Here is a 17,949-nt window from a genome sequence, read left to right as displayed (position 1 = left end):
GGCCGCCGGGGCGGCGCCACGTAGACTTCTCGCCCGTGAGTCTCACCCTCGGCATCGTCGGCCTGCCCAACGTCGGCAAGTCCACCCTGTTCAACGCGCTGACCCGCAACGACGTGCTCGCCGCGAACTACCCGTTCGCGACGATCGAGCCCAACGTCGGCGTCGTCCCGCTGCCGGACCCGCGGCTGGACAAGCTCGCCGGGGTCTTCGGCTCCGAGCGGATCGTGCCCGCCGTCGTGTCCTTTGTGGACATCGCGGGCATCGTGAAGGGCGCGTCCGAGGGCGCCGGGCTCGGTAACAAGTTCCTCGCGAACATCCGCGAGGCCAACGCGATCTGCCAGGTCGTCCGGGTGTTCGACGACCCGGACGTGATCCACGTCGACGACCGGATCGACCCGGCGAGCGACATCGAGACGATCAACACCGAGCTGATCCTCGCCGACCTGCAGACGCTCGACAAGGCGCTGCACCGGCTCGAGAAGGAGGCGCGGACCAAGAAGGAAGCCAAGCCCGCCCTCGACAACGCGGTCAAGGCCAAGGAGATCCTCGACGGGGGCCGGACCCTGTTCCAGGCGCAGAAGGAGGTCGACTTCGAGGCGCTGCGCGAGCTGAGCCTGCTCACCACGAAGCCGTTCCTCTACGTCTTCAACGCCGACGAAGGCATCCTCACCGACGAGGCCCGTCGCGAAGAGCTGGCCAAGATGGTCGCCCCCGCGGACGCGGTGTTCCTCGACGCGAAGGTCGAATTCGAGCTGCTGGAACTGGACGACGAGGAGTCGGTGCGCGAACTGCTCGAGTCGGTCGGCCAGCACGAGCCCGGCCTGTACTCGCTGGCGCGCGCCGGTTTCCACACTCTCGGCCTGCAGACCTACCTGACCGCCGGTCCGAAGGAGTCCCGCGCCTGGACGATCCCGCAGGGCGCGACCGCCCCGCAGGCCGCCGGCGTCATCCACACGGACTTCGAGCGCGGCTTCATCAAGGCCGAGGTCGTCTCGTTCGACGACCTGATCGAGAACGGTTCCATGGCTTCCGCCCGGTCCGCGGGCAAGGTGCGCATGGAGGGCAAGGACTACGTCATGTCCGACGGCGACGTGGTGGAGTTCCGCTTCAACGTCTGACCTCGCCCAGGGTGATCACACGCCGTGGCGGTCCTGGAAGATCGTCGCGGGTGCCTTGTCGTGCCGCGCCGTGTAGGCCGCCACGATCTCGTCCGGCGTGTCCTCCCCGGCTTGGAGGCGAACGAGGTAGGGAACCACCCAGTGCAGCTCCGCCGCCTCGAACTCCTTTTCCCAGACCGGATTGAGGCCGGTCCGGGACTCGTCGAGCACGGCGGACAGGGCGACCTGCCCGCCTGCGTTCACGGGATGCGCGCCCAACGAGATCGAGAAGCGTGAAGCAGAGCCGGCCGGGTGCACAGCCACCTCCATGGGGTGCGGGTGCCGGCCGGGGGCCGTCCGTGCGATCACGAGGAACCGCAGGGGCTGACGTTTCGTCTTCTTCACGCGGCCATTCGATCACGCCGTGACGTCGCGACCGGATTTCGCGGAGAGCCGGTACCGCTGGTGTGCAGCCCGACACGGCAAGGATGGCGATGAGACCACTGACCTTCAGCGACGACAAGGACCACGAGCAGAAGTGGTTCCCGGGTGGCTCTCAATCCGCCGTCGACGCGTTCCTGGAGTTCGTTGCCCAACGCCGCGATGCCGACAACACGTCGTTCGGTATCGAGGATGAGGAGAACGAAGAGGCGCTGTTGTTCATGTTCGACGCCGGTGTCATTTCCCGGATCAAGGGGTGGCAGAACTCGCGGAGCGAGTACCGCGCCGTCACCGATCGCGGCGACTACCGGACCCAGGCAGCCCATTTCGTCCGCGGCGGTTTCGCCGCGCTCGACCACCACGGCCCTTGGTCGCCGGACGTCGACAGCCTTCTGCGCGCACGATCGACTCATCTCCACCAACGGTCTGCGCGTAATGCTCAGCGAGGCCAGGAAGCGCAGGGAGAAGTTCGTGACCTGCGCGGAGAAGCACTCCGGTCCGAGTTCGACGGGTCCGTGTTGCGACGGACGCACCCGCGTGAGCTTCGCCGTCGGCTGGAGGTCCTGACCCACGTCGACGGACGCGAGCCGATGACGGTCGACGGGGTCACGCATTTCGGCTTCGGCAACGGCGGCGGCGACGCCGTCAACGCCTGGTTCGCCGCCGACGGTCGTGGCCTGGTGGTGACGTTCGACCACACCGGCGCGCTCAACTTCTTCGAGGACCCGCAGGCGCAGGCAGCGCTGTACGACGGCGTACCGGCAGATCTTCTCGCTCTGGTGAGGGACGTGCCGGAAACGGACACGACGCTCACTGTCTCGCATCCTGACGGCGGCACCCTGGTGGCCGCCTCCGGCATCTTCACCTTGTCGGGTCCCTGTGCCATGGCGGACGGCCTGGTGTCCCGCTTGCAGGAGGCGCAACTGGGCGCCGAGGACACTGGGGTCGGCTGGCTGCTTGAGGGCTTCCTCGCGATGGACGACTTCACCCCCGCCGCGGTCGCGGAGGCAACGGGGTGGTGGAGCGCCGAAGACATCGTGAGAGGTTTCGCCGCGAGTGAGCAAGAGCCGATCGAGCCACTCGACCGGAAGGCAGTGGACCGCTTCTGCCGGATCTGGTCCGACACCGGGTACAACGATCGCTGGGATGTGCACTACGTCCTCTTCGACAGCGACACGCTCGAGAACGTGGGCGAAGCTCGAGACGAGCTTCTGGGATTGGTCCAGGCACTCGGACTCGAGCGCGTCGACGCCCCGCCGAGAGCCGCCACCGGCGAGGTGTGGGTCCGCACGGACCCCCGTATCGACGCCGAACTCGAGTACTGGGCATGACGAAGTCCGGCCACCGATGATCAAGTCCCGGACGCTCCTCGGCTAGGTTGGGGTCGTTCCAGCGTGAGCCTCGAGAGCTCCGCTTCAACGTCTAGAACCGGAGTCGTTTTGGTCAGCGTGGAAACCCGGCGGAAAACGCCGGGCCGCTTGTCGTGGGCACTGTTCTCGGCCTTGGGATTCCTGGCTCTGTACGGGCTGTCCAACTGGACGCCGTTCGGGCAGCGGGCCGAGAACGCCCTCCTCGACGGCACCACGGACCAGACCCTGATCTACGAGGTCTACCGGACCGGGTTCATCCCGGCCTTGAGCCTCGAATACGAGACCATGGCCGTCGGTATCGGCGTGGCGGTGCTGATCGCCGCGTGGCGTCGTCGGTGGCGGGACCTGGCGACCGTGGTCGTCGCGACCCCGGTCGCCGTCTACTCGACCCGGATCTTCAAGGACGCCGCACCGCGCCCCGATCTGATCGACGCCATCGACGGGCTGACCGAGCGGAGTTACCCGAGCGGGCATTTCGCCGTCGCGGCCGCGGTGTCGATGGCGTTGCTGATCGTCGTGCCGCGGACGTGGCTCCGATGGTGTGCTCCACTGCTGCTCACCTGGACCTCGGCGGTCGGCGGCGCCGTCCTGACGATGATGTGGCACCGGCCCAGCGACGTCCTCGGCGGCGCGCTGCTGGTGGCGGCGGTCTTCCTGCTGGCCGGCGCGGTGCTCTCGAAGACGTTCGAGAAGCCGGACCTGTACTGGCGGCGGATCGCGCCGGTCGCCTTGGTGGGCGTGGGGATCACCGTCGTGAGCGCGTGGCGGGATCCGTACACCTGGACGGTTCCGTTCTCGGTGGTCACGGCGGTGACGGCGACCGCGTTCCTGGGGTACGTGGCCCAAAGATGTCGTGAGTGATTCGGGTCGTTAGAACGACCCGAATCACTCACGACGCGCACTACTTCCGCAGCAGGCTGTACGCCGCCGACCCGATCAGCTCCAGCGAAACCTGCAGCCGCTCCAGCGAAACGTTGTCCTTGATGGTGTCTTCCGGCGTGTGATAGGTCGGCTCCAGCAGTGCCGGGCCGCCCTCGCCACGCCAGCTGAAGTTGCCCGACGCGACACCGCGCTCGAAGAACGGCACGTGGTCGCTGGAACCGCGCGCGACCGGTCCCTTGACGCGGGGGTCGTAGCCGAGCCGCCGGGCGGCCGCGTTGACGGCCGAGGTCGTGGCGTTGTCCGCGCCGTCGACCGAGAGCAGCCAGTAGATGTTCGCCGGGTCGTAGCTGGTGGCGACCATGTCGTTCTGGAAGCAGCCCGCGATGCGTTTCGCCTCCGGGTCGGTCAGGTTCGAGACGTAGTGCCGCGAGCCGACCAGCCCGTACTCCTCCGAACCCCACAGCGCGAACCGCAGTGTCTTGTTCGTCGGCAGGTACCGCAGGACGCGCGCGAGTTCGAGGCAGAGCACGGTGCCGCTGCCGTCGTCGTTGGCGCCGGGGGAGCCGGGGACGCTGTCGTAGTGCGCGGTCACCATGACGACGCCGTCGTCCTTGCCCGGGAAGGTGGCCGGGCGTTCGGCGAGGACGTTGTAGGACGTCAGGTTCTTGTGGTGGACGGTCGACGCCTTCACCTTGACCGAGCCCTTGGCGAGCCGCTCGCGCAGCCGCTCCACCTGCACCTGTGCCAGCCCCAGCACCGGAATGGTGACCGGGGTGGGGAGGGTCGGGGAGAACGCCGACAGCTTGCGGGCCGGGTCTGCGCCGACCCGGCCGAGCAGGACGGCGACGGCACCGCGCTGCGCGGCCGTCAGGTAGGCGTCCGCCTTGTTCGCCACGGCGGCGATCAGCACGATCTTGCCGGTCAGGTCATCCGGCAGGGTGGTGCCGTCGCCGGCGTCGACGACGACCGCCTCGCGCTTGACGTCCTGCGTGCCCTGTGGCGAGGAGCCCGTCTGCCAGCTGTCGCGCCCGACGGTCAGCCCGCCGAGGAACTTGTCGGCGATCGGGAACGGCTGCAGCGTGACCTGGTAGCGCAGTTCGCGCAGCACCTTCGCGATGTAGTCCTTGGCGCGCAGTTCGCCTTCCGTGCCGGCGACCCGGGGGCCGATCTTGTCGCTGAGCACACGCAGGTGCTCCAGCGCCCGCCGCGACCGGACCCGGGCGATCACCGGGTAGTCGCCGAAGTCCAGCGACGGCTTGAACTGCGCGCCCGGACGCTGCTGGGTGGCCGCGGCGGCGGTGCCCGGGTTCAGCCCGATCGTCGCCGCGCCCGCCAACGCCACCGCGCCCGCGAGCACCTCACGTCTGCGCACACCCGCCATGGAACAACCCCTTAAGTCTCGGAGAACCTTCGTTCGAGTAGCTAAGAGTCGCGCGGCCTCCGGAGCAACCTCCGATCGTCCCCTTTTTCCGGAACGTCCCTCAGTGCACGGCCACCCGGCGGTAGGCCTGGGAGACGGCGACGGTGCCGCAGGCGATGGCCGCGAGCACCCCGCCGATCAGCAGCGCGGTCCCGACGAACGGCCCGAAGTCGCCGGGGTCGGCGAGCCGTCCCCAGAACGAGCCTTCGAGCAGCCCGCCGACCAGGATGAACGCCGGTGAGGCGATTCCGATGAAGAGGATCCATCGGTACTTGGCGGCCAGCGTCAGCACGAGGGTCCCGGTCACGCCGAGGATGAACGGTCCGGGCGGGATGTCCGGGAAGCCGGGTACGCCCGAGACGATCTGAATGATCAAGCCGGCGACGCCGACGAAGAGGAAGAAGGCGTTGGCGACTGCGGCGGTGGAGCGGTTCATGGTGGATCTCCTCACTGGGTTTTCACGACCACTGAAGGATTCCGCTCATCGCCGCGAAGGGCGTCGGCCCGGAAGCGGCAATCGCACCTACGTAAACCTGCGTAGTGGACGAAGCCGCTCGGATAACTTCGGACGGGTGAAGCCGTTGGATCCCGGCACGTTCGACCCGGAGCTGATCGCCGCGCGTGACGCTTACGCGGGCTAGCCGAGCAGGCCCAGCGCGACGATCGTCAGCAGTGTGACGGCGGTGGCGAAGGCGGCCACCCAGGCGCGCTGGGCGGCGGTGATCGAGGTGCTGTTCACGGCGGTTCCCCTGAGGAGAGAAGCGACAGGTCCGCCGGGAACAGCGCGTCGATCAAGGTTCTCGTTACGTTCGCCGCGCCGATGTGGTCAAGATCACTGATCGTGTTGGTGACGCCGCCCGCGTGCGGTGTACCAGAGCACCCCGGCGGCAGCAGCCACCATCGCCCCGAAAGCGGAGAAGCCGACCACGATCGCCTGCGTCATCATCCATCCCTTCACGTATGTCCCTATAAGAGGTGACGTCCGAGAGGGGACTCCGTGGCGCGGTCGTCGCGGACGTCACACCGCGGCTAGTACCCCGTCGATCTGCGCGGCAAGCGCGAAGTCCTTCTCTGTCAGCCCTCCGGCGGAGTGCGTACTGAGCCGGAATGTCACGGTCCGCCAGCGGATGTCGATATCCGGATGGTGGTCGGCCGCCTCCGCCAGTTCGGCCACTTCGTCCACCGCTTCGATGGCCTTCGGGAAGCTCGCCAGCTTCGCCGTCCGCTCGATGGTGACGCCGTCGCGAGTCCAGCCGGAGAGCTTCGTCACGGCCTCGTCGGCCTGCTTGTCGTTCAAGATTTCCGCCATGACTCCATGGTGGTACGCCGTCGGCTACGCTGCACGTTTGCCACGGGTCCCCCATGAAAACAGCAGGAGGCTAGATGAAACGCGCCCTCCGCACGGTGGTTGCGGCCGGCACGGTGGCGGTCCTCGCCGCGGGCTGCTCGCTCTCCGGGACCACGGGGAGCGACCCGCAGGCACCGGCGACCGTCACACTGGTGACGCACGACTCGTGGCTCGCCCCGCAAGAGGTCCTCGACGCGTTCGAACGGCAGTCCGGGATCAAGATCTCCGTGCTCAAACAGGGTGACGCGGGCGCGCTGACCAACAAACTGGTGCTGACCAAGGCGAATCCGATCGGCGATGTCGCTTATGGCGTCGACTCCACGTTCGCCTCCCGTGCGCTCACCGAGGGCGTTTTCGAGCCCTACACCAGCCCTGAGGCCGATCGCGGCCCGCAGCGTTACTCCGTCGACCCCGAGCACCGGCTCTCCGCCGTCGACCTCGGCGACGTCTGCGTCAACATCGACACCGGGTACTTCACGGACAAGGGGATCCCGGAGCCGAAGTCGTTCGCGGATCTCACCGACGCCAAGTACAAGGACCTGATGGTCGCGGAGAACCCGGCGACGTCCTCGCCGGGGCTCGCGTTCCTGATCGGCACGGTCGCGCAGTTCGGCGAACAGGGCTGGCAGGCGTACTGGACGCAGCTGAAGGCCAACGGGCTGAAGACTGTCAGCGGCTGGGAAGAGGCCTACACCAAGGACTTCTCTGGTTCTTCCGGCAAGGGCACGAAGCCGATCGTCGTCTCGTACGCGTCCTCGCCCGCCGCCGAACTCGGCGACGATGGCAAGCCGCGCACGAAGGCGCTGCTCGACACCTGCTACCGCCAGGTGGAGTACGCGGGCGTGCTGGCGGGCGGCAAGCAGGTCGAGAAGTCCCGCAAGGTCGTGGACTTCCTGCTGTCCCAGCAGTTCCAGGTGACGGTCGCGAGCAACATGTACGTCTACCCGGCGCGCCAGGGTGTCGAGCTTCCGCCGGGCTGGGCGCAGGCCGCGCCGCAGCCGCAGGAGCCGAAGACGCTCGACGCGGCCAAGATCCAGGCCGGGCGTGAGCAGTGGATCGCCCAGTGGCGCACGCTGTTCGAAGGCTGACTTCCGGCGGGCTGACAGCGCGCGGAGCCGGGCTGGCCGCACTCGCCGTGCTGCCGCTCGGTTTCCTCGTGATGTTCTTCGCCTGGCCGGTCGCGGCGATCATCGGCCGAGGGTTCGGTTCCGGCGGCGTCGGCACCGCGATCGGCGATCCGCTGACCTGGCGGCTGGCGTGGTTCACCGTGGCCAGCGCGGGAGTCTCGACGGTCGTCGCGGTGCTCGCGGGCCTGCCGGTCGCGTTTCTCCTCGCGCGGGTGCGGCTCCCGGGCGTCTCGCTGGTCCGGACGCTCGTGCTGGTGCCGTTCGTGCTGCCGACGGTCGTCGTCGGCCTGGCGTTCCGCGCGCTCTGGCCGGACGGCGGGCTGCTGCCCTTGGTGCTGGCCAACGCCTTCTTCAACGTCGCCGTCGTCGCGCGTACGGTTTCCGGGCTGTGGAGCCATCTCGACCCGCGCACGGTGGACGCGGCGCGAGCACTCGGCGCGTCCCCGTGGCGTGCTTTCCGCACGGTGACACTGCCCGCGCTCGGGCCGGCCATCGCGTCCTCGGCGGCGGTGGTGTTCCTGTTCTGCGCCACCAGTTTCGGTGTCGTCCTCATTCTCGGCGGGGCGAAGTACCGGACGCTGGAAACGGAGATCTACCTGCGCACGGTCGAACTGCTCGACCTGTCCGGCGCGGCCGCGCTGTCGCTGGTGCAGTTCGCCGCCGTCGTCGCCGCGCTCGTGGCCGGCGCGCTGGCCAGGCGCCGCCGGGAGAACGCGGTCCGGCTGCGCGCGCGGAGCGAGACCGCGCGACGTCCTCAGGGCGGCGAATGGTGGGCCGCGTCCGCCGGGCTCGCGGTGATCGCGCTCCTGATGACGCCGATCGTGGCGCTGCTCGTCGAATCGGTGTCCACTGGGTCCGATTCGGACGGTTGGAGTCTCGCCGGGTACGAGGCTCTCGGCAGCCAGGGAACCCGTGGCGCGTTGCAGGTTTCGGGCTGGGACGCGGCGTCGATGTCGTTGCGGACGGCGTTCGACGCCACGATGCTCGCGATGATCGTCGGCGTGCTGGCCTCGGTCGTGCTGGTGGCGCTGCGCCGCACGCCGGGCAGGCTGGCGCGGGGCATGGGCGAGACGATGGACGCGGCGTTGATGCTGCCGCTGGGCGTTTCCGCGGTGACCGTCGGCTTCGGCTATCTCGTCACGCTCGACGCGCTCCCGGGTGACCTGCGGACGTCGCCGCTGCTGGTGCCGCTCGCGCAGGCGCTGGTGATCATCCCGCTGATCGTGCGGATGGTGCTGCCGGTGCTGCGTTCGGTCGACGTCCGGCTGAGGCAGGCGGCCTCGACGCTCGGTGCGAGTCCCGGCCGGGTGTGGCGCGAGATCGACCTCCCGCTGACGGCGCGTTCGCTGGTCGCGGCGGCCGGTTTCGGTTACGTGGTCGCGCTCGGCGAGTTCGGCGCGACGAGCTTCCTGGCCAGGCCGGACGCGCCGACGTTGCCGGTCGCCGTCGCGACACTGATCTCGCGACCGGGTGAACTGAACAACCAGATGGCCTATTCGGCCTGTGCGCTGCTCATGATCGTGACCGTGGTGGCGGTGGTGCTGATCGACCGGTTCGGCGCGGTCCGCGGGCAGAATTCGGTAGGGGAGTTCTAGTGTCGCTGTCGGTACGGGATCTGACCGTCCACTATGGATCATTCGCGGCCGTCCGGAACGCCGGGATCGACATCGCCGACGGCGAGGTCCTCGCCCTGCTCGGCCCGTCCGGCTCGGGGAAGTCGACCCTGCTGCGGGCCATCACCGGGCTGGAGCCGCTGACGTCCGGAACCGTGCGCTGGGACGGCGAGGACCTCTCCGGTGTCCCGGTGCACCGGCGTGAATTCGGGCTGGTCTTCCAGGACGGCCAGCTGTTCCCGCACAAGGACGTCGCGTCGAACATCGCGTTCGGCCTGCGGATGCATGGCGTTCCGAAGAACGAGCACGCGGAGCGGGTGCGTGCGCTGCTGGACCTGGTCGGGCTCACCGGGTACGAGCGGAGGCGGGTCACCGAGCTCTCCGGCGGGCAGGCGCAGCGGGTGGCGCTGGCCCGCGCGCTGGCGCCGGAACCGCGGTTGCTGCTGCTGGACGAGCCACTGTCCGGTTTGGACGCCGGCCTGCGGGAACAGCTGGCGATCGATCTCGCGGCGTTGTTGCGGCGCAGCAAGATCACCGCGCTGCTGGTCACGCACGATCAGGAGGAGGCGTTCACCCTCGCCGACCGCGTCGCCGTGCTCGACGACGGCGAGATCCGGCAGGAGGGAGCGGTCCGCCGCGTCTGGCGTCAGCCGGTGGACGAGGAGGTGGCGCGGTTCCTCGGCGTCACGACGTTCGTCGACGGCGAAGCGTCCGGCGGGGTGGTGCGGACCGCGCTCGGCGACGTCACTCTGCCCGACATCAAGGACGGCGCGGTGCGGCTCGGCCTGCGGCCGCACGGTTTGCGGGTTTCCCCGGACGGCGTCGAGGGTGAGGTGACGGCGGTGGTGCACCGGCGGGAGCACGTCCGGCTCGTGGTCGCGCTCGGCGATCAGTCCACTGTGGACGCCGTCGCGCCGACGACCGCCGATCTGCGCCCTGGCGACACCGTGCGGCTCGCGCTGGACCCGGACGGCGTCGCCCAACTCCCGCAAGTCGTCCTCTAGTCGCGGTATATGCACACGCAACTACCGCGACTAGAGGACGAATCGCGGGCCTTGGGTCACCCGTCGCGCGTGGTGAGTCGCGCGTAGGCGATCGAGAGTGCGATGACGATGTAGCAAAGCGCTCGTAGCGCGCCTTCGCCGAGCAGCGCGGTGTCCAGCGGATCCATCAGCACCGATGCCGGCGCCTGAGCCCAGTCCTGGTTGAGCAGGAACGGATGCAGCCACGAGACCGCGTCCAGGAAGCCGAGGATGGTGAACACGATCGTCCCGGCCAGCACCGAGGCGACCACCAGCATCGGGTGTTCGGTGAACGACGAGATCGCGAGCGCGACCGCGCCGACCGCCCACAACTGCAGCGTCACCCACAGGGCCACGAGCAGGAGCCGGCCCAGCGCGTCCCAGACGCTCAGCGTCGAGCCGGTGAGGGTGAACATCGAGTCGCCGCCGCTGATGATCAGCCCGGTGGCGAAACCGGTGAACGTCATGGCCAGCACCGCGACCACCGAAACCGTCGCCACCCCGAAGGCCTTGACCGCGAGCAACCTGCCCCGGCTGACCGGGGCGATCAGCCAGCCCCGCAACGTGCCGTGCGCCGCCTCGCCGGCGATCGCGTCCGCCCCGGCCATCGCCGAAGCGAGCGGCAGGAGCAGCGCCAGCGTCATGGTCAGCGCCGCGACCGGCAGGATGAACCCGTTGTTCATCGCGGAGGCGAGCAGCGCGCCGTCCCCTCCGCCGCCACCGCCGTTCGCTTCCGAAGGGTCGACGAGCGTCAGCGCGACGCCGATGATGATCGGGATCAGCGCCAGCAGACCGAGGACGGCCACCGTGCGGGGCCGCCGGAAGATCCAGCGCAGTTCGGCGCGGAACAGCCGGAGCATCCCGACGCTGTCCCTGCCCGTCCGTGCCGCGGGTGCCGCGGCCAGAGCGTGGGTCACGACTCCCCCTCACCGTCTACAGTGGATTCCCCGCCGTTGTCGGGCTGGGTCAGCCGGGCGAAGAGATCGTCCAGCCCCGTCCGTGCCCTGGCCGCCTCGTGCACGGCCACCCCGGCCGTCACCAGGTGACGCAGCACGTCGGGAGCCTCGGCGGCGGTGAGGTCCACCCGGACGCCGTCCGGCGTGAGCCTGCTGCCGATCCTGTTCTCCCGCAACGTTTCCACCGCGAGTTCGGCGTCCGGTGTCCGGACGAGCAGCGCCGCGTTCCCCGACTCCAGCAGTTCGGCGAGCTCGCCCTGGGCGATCACGTTCCCCGACTGGAGTACCGCGACGTGCGTGCAGGTCGCCTCGACCTCGGCGAGCAGATGTGAGGACACCAGCACGGTGACGCCGTCCGCGTGCAGGTCGGCGATGATCCGGCGGATCTCCCTGGTACCAGCCGGGTCGAGACCGTTGGTCGGTTCGTCGAGGACGACCATCCGCCGCGGCACGAGCAGTGCGCTCGCCAGCCCCATCCGCTGCTTCATCCCCAGCGAATACCCCTTGTAGCGCCGGTTCGCCGCGTCGGACAGGCCGACGCGTTCCAGCGCGGAGTCGACCGCGCCGGGGATCCCCGCCGAGGCCAGCCTCGGTTCGGCCGCGGCCACCCGGAACAGGTTCTCCCGCCCCGAAAGAAAAGGGTGGAAGCCCGGCCCTTCGACCAGCGCGCCGACGTCGGGCAGCGCGTGCGCCGCCTCGTCCGGCATCCGCTTGCCGAACAGTTCGACCTCGCCCTCGGTGGGACGTACGAGTCCGAGCAGCATCCGGATGGTCGTCGTCTTGCCCGATCCGTTGGGGCCGAGCATCCCCAGCACGGCGCCTTCGGGGACGTCGAGGTCGACGTGGTCCACGGCCACCGTGCGGCCGTAGACCTTGCGCAGGCCCCTGGTGCGGGCCGCCATGGGTACCGCCGGAGCGGACGCCTCCTGAGAGACGTCCGCCCCGGCTTCGAACGTGGTGGTCACTTCGCGGCCAATGCCTCGAAGAGGACCTGCTCCGGCACCGCGCCGACGGCGAAACGGCCGTCTTCGGTCAGCACGCCGCTACCGACCTTGGTGGTCAGCAGCCAGCCGCTGCCCCAAGCACCGCTGACCGGCTTCGCGACCCGCGAAAGCAAGGCCTTCGGGTCGACCTGGCGGCCTTCGTTGTCCTTGGCGCTTCCGGCCTTCGCCAGCGCGTCGGCCGGGATCTTGCCGGTGATGGCGGTGTCCCAGCCGTCTCCGACGACCTTGACGTCGCTCTTCGCCTGCTCGGCGAGGTCACGGCTTTCCTTGTCGACCTCGGCTGTCTTCTCGGTCACCTTCGCGCCCTTCGGCGGGGTGAACTCGAAGTTCGACGCGGGCTGTCCGGCGAAGTTGATCTCGCTGAACGAAGCCTCGAACGCCGGCGAGGCCGTGCCGTTGGCCAGCACCGTCACGCGCAGCGGCATCCGCGTCTGCTCGTCGATCGCGACCCGGATCTCCCGCAGGAGCGTCCGCTCGGTCGGCTTCGGCGTCAGCACCAGTTCGTACGCCGAGCGGTTCGCCACCGAGGACGTCCCGTCGACGGCGATCGTGCTGCTCTCGCGCACCTTGCCGAGCAGTTCCGAAGCCACCGTCGCCGGATCGACGGCCTGGCCCTCGACCTTGTTCTGGTGTTCCTTGGCCAGTTCGGCCGGGATGGTGATCTTGGTGGCGGTGTTGTCCTTGGAGTTGTACTCCCAGACGGTCTCGCCGTTCTTGACGATGGTCTGCTGGCTGGAGCCCTCGGTGAGCGACACCTTGCTCTTGCCCGCACCGTCGGTCGAAACCTGCGCCGAGTCGATGCTGAGCGCCGAAACACCGGGCAGCGTGCTGCCGACCTGCGGCAGGCCGAGGTCGTTGTTGACCTTGACCTTGCCTTCGAACGCCGTCGGCTTCGCGTTGAGCGTCGACTGCACCAGCTCTTCGGCGCTGATCTGCGGCAAGACCGGAGCATCACCCGCGGTGGCCGGCATCGCGACGACGGCGAGCCCGCCGACGCCCAGTGCCGTTCCCACCACCGCCGCGGTGAGGGCCTTCCTCTTCGGTTCCATGCTGTCTCTCCCTGTTTCCCCCGGCACCAGTGTGCTCGGGACCCAGCGACAACGCTTCCCCGGAAACGCTGAGATACCACTCAGACTCCGCCCTTCAGCCTGAGATGGCGCTGAGAGCTCGCGCGTGAGCTGGTGAAACCGTGAATGATGAAGGACGTGAAACCTCGAGTACTGGTGGTCGACGACGAGCCCGGCGTACGTAAGGCGCTTCTGCGAGGCCTGCGCGCCGAGGACATGGACGTGGTCACGGCGGCCGACGGGCCCAGCGGACTGCGGCTCGCGCAGACGGGCTCCTTCGACGTCGTCCTGCTCGACATCATGCTTCCGGGTCTTTCCGGTTACCGCGTCCTCGAACGGCTCCGCGCGATCGGCGTCACCACGCCGGTGCTGATGATCTCGGCGAAGGACGGCGAGGTCGATCAGGCCGACGGGCTCGATCTCGGCGCCGACGGCTACCTCGTGAAGCCGTTCTCGTTCGTCGTGCTGGTCGCGCAGGTACGCGCGGTACTGCGGCGGGCGTCGCCGGACGCGATCCGAGGGCCGCTGCGGATCGGCGCGCTCGAAGTCGACCGGAGCCTGCGGCAGGTCCGCTGGGATGGCATCGAGGTGGCGTTCAGCCCGCGCGAGTTCGCGCTGCTGGAGGTGCTGGCGGGCCGCGCGGGGACGGTGGTCACCAAGGACGAACTGCTGCGCGCGGTCTGGGGTGACGAACAGGCCGCGACCCGCAACGTCGTCGAGGTCTACATCGGGTACGTGCGCCGCAAGCTCGACGCGGTCGGCGCGGGCGCGCTGGTCCGGACAGTGCGCGGGCACGGGTATCTGGCTTCGGACGCGCAGCTCGACGAAGTGATCGCACCGGCGGGACAGGGGTGATCGGCTCGCCGTCTTGGTGGCGCCGCCGTTCGCTCCAAGTCCGGATCACCCTGCTGGCGGGGACGGTCACGCTCGGCTTCCTGATCGGGCTGGCCGCGCTGGCCGGGGACGGGCTGGAACCCCTGCTCATCCAATCGGTCGACGACGAACTCGGCGTCCAGCTGCAGACCGCCACCGCGGAGGTCACCGCCGGGCGGCCACCGCCCGAGGCGTCGGTCACCGTGCGCGTGCTCGACACCGGGGGTGGGCCGTTGGACGGCCTGCCGCCGGCGGATCTCGACGCCGCCGAACTCCGCGCGCTGAAGGCGGGGGAATCGGTCACCGCCGGCGGTGAGCATCGCTGGCGCTGGGCCGGGACCGTGGTCAGCGCGCCCGACGGGCAGCAACGGCTGGTCGCGGCGGGCGCGGCCCTCGTCGGTTTCAGCGGCGCCGAGCATTCCGGCGGGATCTGGCTGTTCATGGTCGCGTCGGTCGGCGCGGTGGGCGCCGGGATCGCGACCTGGCTGCTGGTGCGCTTCGCGCTGCGGCCGGTGGCCAGGATGCGCGGATCCGTGCGGGCGCTCCCGCCGGGTGCCCGGCTGCCGTTGCCGGATTCGCACGACGAACTCCGCGCGCTGGCGGAGGAGTTCAACGCGCTTCTGGCGCGTCAGGAGGAGGCCACCGAGCGGCTGCGGCGGTTCACCGGGGACGCCGCGCACGAACTGCGCTCGCCGGTCGCGTCGATCCGCGTGCAGGCCGAGGTCGCCGTCGCCAATCCGGATCCGGAGCTCTCCCAGGAGACCCTGGCGGACGTCCTCGAAGAGTCGGAGCGGCTCTCCGCGCTGCTCGACGGGCTGCTGTCGCTGGCGAGGTCGGACGCGGGGGAGGCCCCGCCCGCGGAACCGGTCGAGCTGGTGAGCGAGGTGCGCGCGGCGGTGGGGCGGATGCCCGCCGACGCGCCCGAGATCCGGGTGAGCGGCACGGTCGGGACGGCGTGGGCGCTGGCCACGCACGCCGAGGTCGAACTGGTGCTGAGCAATCTGCTGCGCAACGCCTGCCGGTACGCGCGCGGACAGATCGTGGTGTCGGTGCTCGCGTCGCGGTCCACCGTGCGGGTGGTCGTCGACGACGACGGGCCGGGTATCGCGCCGGAACACCGGGATCGGGTCTTCGACCGGTTCTACCGCGTTTCCGATTCGCGGGCGCGCTCTTCCGGCGGCACCGGGCTGGGGCTGGCGATGGTCGCCGAGGCCGTCCGCCGTCGTGGCGGCCGGGTGCGCGTCGGCGAATCACCCGATGGCGGTGCGCGGTTCCAGATCGTCTGGCAGGCGGCCCGGCCGCGGTAGAGGTCTCAGTAGGGTGAGCCGCGTGGTGATCGTGGGTGCCGCCCTCGTGCGGAACGGACAGCTGCTGGCGCAGCAGCGGGCTTGGCCCGCCGACCATGCCGGGCAGTGGGAACTGCCGGGTGGACGCGTCGAGGACGGCGAAGGTGACGAGGCCGCTCTGGCGCGTGAGTGCCTGGAGGAACTCGACGTCGCGGTGTCGGTCGGTGGCCGCGTCGGCGAGGACGTTCCGTTGCCCGGCGGGAAGGTGCTGCGGATCTACGCGGCGTCCCTCGTTGCCCCCGGGGACGAACCGCGGGCGGTCGAGCACAAGGACGTCCGATGGATCTCCTCGGGCGAGCTCGACGATCTCGACTGGCTCCCGGCGGACCGTGTCCTCCTGCCGGCCCTGCACGCTCTGCTCGCAAGTCCGTGAAGGACTCCTTGAGGGACTCAGAGTCCCTCAAGGAGTCCTTCACGGACTTCTTCAGCCGGCGCCGATGAGCCGCAGCGCGGACTGCAGCCGGTGCTCGCCGCGTTCCGCCGCCCGGACGGCGCCCGCCTTCCGGACCCGCTCCAGCTCACCAGGGTCGGCCAGCAGCGCGAGAGTGCGCTCCCGGAGCGGCCGCAGTTCCTCGATGAGCGCTTCGGCGACGGCCTCTTTCACCTGGCCGTAGGAGGCGAACCGGTCGGCGAGGACGTCCGGCTTCTCCCGGGTGCAGGCCGCGAGGATCTCCAGCAGGTTCGCCATTCCCGGCCGGGTTTCCGGCGCGTAGACCGGCTTGGTCCCGCCGTCGGTCATCGCGCGTTTCACCTTCCGCCGGACCTGGTCGGGCTCGTCGAGGACGAATACGACTCCCGCCTCGTCCCGCGTCGACTTCGACATCTTCCGCGTGGGCGCGGCGAGATCCATGATCCGCGCCCCGGACGGCGGCAGGACCGCCTTCGGCATGGTGAACACCTCGCCGTAGGTGGTGTTGAACCGCTTCGCCAGCGTTCTGGCCAGTTCGACGTGCTGCCGCTGGTCCTCGCCGACCGGGACCTCGCCCGCGCCCTGCAACAGGATGTCCGCCGCCATCAGCACCGGATAGGTCAGCAGGGACAGCCGGACACCGGCCTGACCCTTCGACTTCTCCTTGAACTGGATCATCCTGGCGGCCTCGCCGTAGTTGCAGGTGCACTCCAGGACCCAGTTGAGGGCCCCCAGCTCACGGGCTATGTCGGACTGCACGAACACCCGGTCCGGCTCGATCCCGGCGGCGATCAGCACCGCCAGCTGCTCGGAGGCGATCGAACGCAGCTTCGCCGGATTGTGCGACGTCGTCATGGCGTGCAGGTCGGAGACGAAGTACAGGTCGTCCGGCCCGCCCTCGTCCGCCCAGCGCCGGATGGCCCCCAGGTGGTTCCCGACGTGGACATGACCGGACGGGGTGATCCCGGACAACCTGATCATCTGCCTTCTTCCCTTCGGATTCGGGCCACCCCAGGGTCCGGGCACGAAAAAGGCCGCCCGGTGGGGCGGCCTGGTACGAGTGCGCTCGTCTGGTTCAGCGCACGACTGCGGGGCCGCCGGAGGGCGGCCACCACTGTGCGTTCTGAGTGCGTGCGTTCTGCGTGCGCATGCTTCTGACCCTACCGCCCCGTCCCGCTCGCTGTCTCCTGCCACGCAAGTAGTCCTCTGGTTGCGGTGGTTCGACGTCGAATGACCGCAACCAGAGGACTACTTGCGGGCTGGAGAAAGGGGCGGGGTCACTCAATCCGGGCATGTGCAGTCAACACTTCATATCGTCTGATCGAGTACGGGTGTCATGGGGGAGATCCGGGTCTACCGTCATCTCATGTATGTCGTGCTGCTGAACTACACCGCACCCATCGAAGAAATCGACTACGTGCTCCCGGATCACGCCGACTGGCTGACCAAACAGTACGAGCACGGTCATTTCCTCGCCTCCGGCAGGCGCAACCCGCGCCTCGGCGGCGTCATCATCACCAGGCCCATGGCCAGGGGAAAGCTCGACGCGATCCTCGCGACCGACCCGTTCTCGGTCAAGCATCTGGCCACCTACGAGGTGATCGAATTCTCGCCGACCCGGACCGCTCCGGAACTGCGCGCGATCAATGAGGCGGTGGTGCACTGACGATCTTTGAACGGACGCGGCTAAGCCGCCTTCGCGACCTTCGCTTTCGCCTTCTTGAGGGCGAGAACGGGGCATTTGCCGCATCGCGATTTCGAGCGGCAGCATTTCTTCTTGACCTTGCCGGACTTCATCCACTTGCGCACGAGCTTGTGTGGGTCGTCGGGTTGTTTCTTGCCCACTCGCGCTCCTTGTCGGACTCCGTCGGCGATGTCCGCCACGGCCCCTCACGTTAGGTGAGGCTAACCGATCTTGGGGCGTGGGGGTGCTCACAGTTCGGCTACAGGTATCCTGGTGTGGTCTGCGTATGG

General features: G+C 69.2%; 19 protein-coding genes. 10 read left to right on the top strand and 9 right to left on the bottom strand.

Annotation, left to right across the window (positions count from 1 at the left end; all coding sequences use genetic code 11):
- The first annotated feature begins 35 nt into the window (after positions 1-35).
- The gene (gene ychF, locus ACLJRL_RS35910) at positions 36-1,118 is read left to right on the top strand and encodes a redox-regulated ATPase YchF (RefSeq protein ID WP_410660825.1); all 1,083 of its coding nucleotides are present in this window, start codon (positions 36-38) and stop codon (positions 1,116-1,118) included.
- A gap of 15 nt (positions 1,119-1,133) precedes the next feature.
- Here the strand turns inward: ychF and ACLJRL_RS35905 are convergent, their stop codons facing one another.
- On the bottom strand, positions 1,134-1,502 hold the full coding sequence (locus ACLJRL_RS35905; RefSeq protein ID WP_410660824.1) for a hypothetical protein: 369 nt from the start codon (positions 1,500-1,502) through the stop codon (positions 1,134-1,136).
- A gap of 62 nt (positions 1,503-1,564) precedes the next feature.
- Between ACLJRL_RS35905 and ACLJRL_RS35900 the strand changes: the two genes are divergently transcribed.
- Positions 1,565-2,869, top strand: coding sequence for a DUF6357 family protein (locus ACLJRL_RS35900; RefSeq protein WP_410660823.1), 1,305 nt, complete (start codon positions 1,565-1,567; stop codon positions 2,867-2,869).
- Between the two features lie 117 nt (positions 2,870-2,986).
- Positions 2,987-3,769: a phosphatase PAP2 family protein gene (locus tag ACLJRL_RS35895; RefSeq protein ID WP_410660948.1), complete on the top strand. Its 783-nt coding sequence runs from the start codon at positions 2,987-2,989 to the stop codon at positions 3,767-3,769.
- A 40-nt stretch (positions 3,770-3,809) separates the two neighbouring features.
- Here ACLJRL_RS35895 and ACLJRL_RS35890 read toward each other — a convergent pair whose 3' ends face one another.
- The 3 genes from ACLJRL_RS35890 to ACLJRL_RS35880 form a co-directional block, all read right to left on the bottom strand.
- The gene (locus tag ACLJRL_RS35890) at positions 3,810-5,171 is read right to left on the bottom strand and encodes a M28 family peptidase (protein ID WP_410660822.1); all 1,362 of its coding nucleotides are present in this window, start codon (positions 5,169-5,171) and stop codon (positions 3,810-3,812) included.
- 100 nt (positions 5,172-5,271) lie between these two features.
- Entirely contained in the window at positions 5,272-5,646 is a 375-nt protein-coding gene (locus tag ACLJRL_RS35885; protein WP_410660821.1) for a hypothetical protein, read from the bottom strand.
- A 582-nt stretch (positions 5,647-6,228) separates the two neighbouring features.
- A complete protein-coding gene (locus ACLJRL_RS35880; protein WP_410660820.1) occupies positions 6,229-6,519 on the bottom strand; it encodes a 4a-hydroxytetrahydrobiopterin dehydratase in 291 nt (96 codons plus the stop codon).
- 74 nt (positions 6,520-6,593) lie between these two features.
- Between ACLJRL_RS35880 and ACLJRL_RS35875 the strand changes: the two genes are divergently transcribed.
- The 3 genes from ACLJRL_RS35875 to ACLJRL_RS35865 are packed head-to-tail and all read left to right on the top strand — an operon-like array spanning position 6,594 to position 10,302.
- On the top strand, positions 6,594-7,646 hold the full coding sequence (locus tag ACLJRL_RS35875; RefSeq protein WP_410660819.1) for a thiamine ABC transporter substrate binding subunit: 1,053 nt from the start codon (positions 6,594-6,596) through the stop codon (positions 7,644-7,646).
- A complete protein-coding gene (locus tag ACLJRL_RS35870; protein ID WP_410660818.1) occupies positions 7,622-9,280 on the top strand; it encodes an ABC transporter permease in 1,659 nt (552 codons plus the stop codon). The genes ACLJRL_RS35875 and ACLJRL_RS35870 overlap by 25 nt, the downstream gene beginning before the upstream one ends.
- Positions 9,280-10,302: an ABC transporter ATP-binding protein gene (locus ACLJRL_RS35865; protein WP_410660817.1), complete on the top strand. Its 1,023-nt coding sequence runs from the start codon at positions 9,280-9,282 to the stop codon at positions 10,300-10,302. Before ACLJRL_RS35870 ends, ACLJRL_RS35865 begins: the two co-directional genes overlap by 1 nt.
- Before the next feature lie 56 nt (positions 10,303-10,358).
- On the opposite strand, the gene ACLJRL_RS35860 is transcribed toward ACLJRL_RS35865, so the two are convergent.
- Genes ACLJRL_RS35860 through ACLJRL_RS35850 form a run of 3 tightly spaced genes read right to left on the bottom strand, consistent with a single transcriptional unit; the run spans position 10,359 to position 13,329 of the window.
- Positions 10,359-11,237: an ABC transporter permease gene (locus ACLJRL_RS35860; protein WP_410660816.1), complete on the bottom strand. Its 879-nt coding sequence runs from the start codon at positions 11,235-11,237 to the stop codon at positions 10,359-10,361.
- Complete coding sequence (locus tag ACLJRL_RS35855; protein ID WP_410660815.1) at positions 11,234-12,241, bottom strand: ABC transporter ATP-binding protein; 1,008 nt, start codon at positions 12,239-12,241, stop codon at positions 11,234-11,236. Before ACLJRL_RS35855 ends, ACLJRL_RS35860 begins: the two co-directional genes overlap by 4 nt.
- Positions 12,238-13,329, bottom strand: a complete 1,092-nt coding sequence (locus ACLJRL_RS35850; protein ID WP_410660814.1) for a LolA family protein — start codon at positions 13,327-13,329, stop codon at positions 12,238-12,240. The genes ACLJRL_RS35855 and ACLJRL_RS35850 overlap by 4 nt, the downstream gene beginning before the upstream one ends.
- A 144-nt stretch (positions 13,330-13,473) precedes the next feature.
- Between ACLJRL_RS35850 and ACLJRL_RS35845 the strand changes: the two genes are divergently transcribed.
- Genes ACLJRL_RS35845 through ACLJRL_RS35835 form a run of 3 tightly spaced genes read left to right on the top strand, consistent with a single transcriptional unit; the run spans position 13,474 to position 15,939 of the window.
- Positions 13,474-14,202 carry a response regulator transcription factor gene (locus ACLJRL_RS35845; protein ID WP_410660813.1) on the top strand — a complete coding sequence of 243 codons (729 nt, stop codon included), beginning with the start codon at positions 13,474-13,476 and terminating at the stop codon, positions 14,200-14,202.
- Positions 14,199-15,527, top strand: coding sequence for a sensor histidine kinase (locus ACLJRL_RS35840; RefSeq protein ID WP_410660812.1), 1,329 nt, complete (start codon positions 14,199-14,201; stop codon positions 15,525-15,527). Before ACLJRL_RS35845 ends, ACLJRL_RS35840 begins: the two co-directional genes overlap by 4 nt.
- A gap of 22 nt (positions 15,528-15,549) precedes the next feature.
- Positions 15,550-15,939, top strand: a complete 390-nt coding sequence (locus ACLJRL_RS35835) for a (deoxy)nucleoside triphosphate pyrophosphohydrolase (RefSeq protein ID WP_410660811.1) — start codon at positions 15,550-15,552, stop codon at positions 15,937-15,939.
- Between the two features lie 51 nt (positions 15,940-15,990).
- Here ACLJRL_RS35835 and trpS read toward each other — a convergent pair whose 3' ends face one another.
- The gene (trpS, locus tag ACLJRL_RS35830; protein WP_410660810.1) at positions 15,991-16,956 is read right to left on the bottom strand and encodes a tryptophan--tRNA ligase; all 966 of its coding nucleotides are present in this window, start codon (positions 16,954-16,956) and stop codon (positions 15,991-15,993) included.
- Between the two features lie 385 nt (positions 16,957-17,341).
- Between trpS and ACLJRL_RS35825 the strand changes: the two genes are divergently transcribed.
- The gene (locus ACLJRL_RS35825; RefSeq protein ID WP_410660809.1) at positions 17,342-17,641 is read left to right on the top strand and encodes a YciI family protein; all 300 of its coding nucleotides are present in this window, start codon (positions 17,342-17,344) and stop codon (positions 17,639-17,641) included.
- Positions 17,642-17,661: 20 nt separating this feature from the next.
- Here ACLJRL_RS35825 and ACLJRL_RS35820 read toward each other — a convergent pair whose 3' ends face one another.
- On the bottom strand, positions 17,662-17,820 hold the full coding sequence (locus tag ACLJRL_RS35820; protein ID WP_410660808.1) for a hypothetical protein: 159 nt from the start codon (positions 17,818-17,820) through the stop codon (positions 17,662-17,664).
- Positions 17,821-17,949 lie beyond the last annotated feature (129 nt).

Origin of the sequence: Amycolatopsis sp. lyj-112 (assembly GCF_046549055.1) — a bacterium.
GTDB lineage: Bacteria > Actinomycetota > Actinomycetes > Mycobacteriales > Pseudonocardiaceae > Amycolatopsis.
The sequence above is the reverse complement of the archived record's forward strand: the minus strand, read 5'-3'. Positions and strand labels throughout refer to the sequence as shown.